1 protein-coding gene and 1 pseudogene are annotated in these 1,816 nt (G+C 57.5%); both read right to left on the bottom strand.

All coding sequences use genetic code 11. The features are described 5' to 3' along the window. Window positions 1-183 precede the first annotated feature (183 nt). Window positions 184-761: pseudogene (locus tag MBENS4_RS26195) on the bottom strand (DarT1-associated NADAR antitoxin family protein); the annotation flags it as partial. Between the two features lie 4 nt (window positions 762-765). Next, a partial coding sequence (locus tag MBENS4_RS24490) for a DarT ssDNA thymidine ADP-ribosyltransferase family protein (protein WP_206778152.1) occupies window positions 766-1,816 on the bottom strand: 1,051 nt, incomplete at its 5' end.

Raw genomic sequence — 1,816 nt, 5'->3', positions numbered from 1 at the left:
GGGAAGTGAGCCAACCTGCGTTTTTGAATGTATCGCAAACGGCAAGCCACCAGGCAGTTGTCAGAACAGGAAGCCCTGTTGAACGTCGTTCTGCCGCACATTGTTCGTTGCTGCGCCTTTCACGCAATCCAGGAAAGTCTCGCGGGTGCTGGCCACGTCCATCACGATCCCCCTTCGCGCGAGCGAAACACACAGGGCCACCGCGTAGGCCTGACAGTTGATCGATTGTTGCGGGTTAAACTCAATGTCGGTGAACGCGTCATGGGCGAGGATGGGCTTGGCGAGTTCCGGCCTACTCAGCAGAGCCGTAATGTAGAGCCAGTCATAGAACGCTGTTTGCGGTTCAATAGGCCACTTCTGCTCATCGAACCGGAATTCGGTCAGTTGTCCAGACTCTCGAAGGCGGGGGTCGCGCTTCGCATCGCTGACGTCACGTGGAGAAGGTCAAGAAAGGGGCCTCCTCTCTGAAAAACCTTACCGGCCTGGAAAGCGCATTCGACGCTTACCTGCCGCCCGACGACGGGATGAAAGATCGGCAGATTGAACGCACTGAGAATAATGCCAAGCTGTTCGGTCGATTTGCTCGACACTTCCAAGATGGTAGATAGCCCCAGAGTTTCGCTGGCTGCCTCGTGAAGCGAGGCCACCGATTTCTGCTTCTGCGATGCGGAGAGGCCCGGATGCCAGGTGAAGGGCACCAATTCCGTCCGCACGAAGACAGGTCCATCATTGACGGGAATGAATACTGGCCGAACCGCCATCGTCTCAATTACCTCTAATCTTGCGGGCTACGCTGCGAAGCCCGAACAGGCCCGTGCGGTCGGGATGGACGATCGCATTTCGATTGCCAACGACAGACTGCCACCGGGCCAGACTCGCCGCGTCACTGAAAACGGCCCCCGTGATCGCTGAGGCTGGAATGTTCTCGAAGACTAGAATTTCGGCTTGTACATCAGTTGGATCGCACGGTGCCAATCCTTGCTCTGCTCGAGTGGGCCGGGCATCGCTATTCACGAAAAGACCAGCGAAGGCCGTGGCGCTTCCCAGTTTTATCCTGTCCTGCTTGCTGATCCGGCTATCCGCAGCGTTGTGAGCACAAAACGCCACCTCGTTCTTCCAGAGAATGGCCGGATCGAGCGAGAGCACAACCCAGCGCTGCGCCGGATTGGTCATCCGCCAACGATAGAAAAGCCTCTCGTTCGGATGCGAGACGGAAACGCAGATTGCGTCTTCATGCCCATCGATCCGGTGTTCGTCATTCCAGCGAAACGCAATCCGGTTGGCCTGCAACGCCTTTACCGGGAGCAATCCGTGCTGGAAGATGGATGGGAGATTTTCGACCCGCGTAAAATGATAGAGCGAGGCAATTCCCTGCATTTCGCAGATGGCACGGATCTGCTCCGCTTCCTGCTTGAAGGGGCTGAGCGGAGAAACCTGAAGCCGCCTATTTTCCGCCAGGGCGGCAGCAATGGCGCCACGAAATGGATGCTGGGACGCCGGTGCTGGCACAATGTCGGGCGAGGCGGACTTCTTTTCGGTTTGCGCGAAGGCCAATTGCGCGTGGACCGCAGAAGGATCGACACCTCCCCGACTTTTCGCGTATCGCTCAAACCCTCTTGCAATCGCCGGCTCGTCCAATTTGTCCAGCTTCCGCCAAAAATGCCCTGCAAGGTTTGCATTCGCCCTCAGCTGCGAACAAACATCATCAAGAAAGCGCTCATGCTTTTCTTTTGCCTGCAGGATACCCGCTTCCACTCCGTCGGCCACTCGCGCGTCGGGATGCCGTGGCGGGAAACTGAAATTCGGCGGTGCCGAG

It is taken from the genome of Novosphingobium sp. MBES04 (assembly GCF_000813185.1).
Classification (GTDB): Bacteria; Pseudomonadota; Alphaproteobacteria; order Sphingomonadales; family Sphingomonadaceae; genus Novosphingobium; species Novosphingobium decolorationis.
The sequence above is the reverse complement of the archived record's forward strand: the minus strand, read 5'-3'. Positions and strand labels throughout refer to the sequence as shown.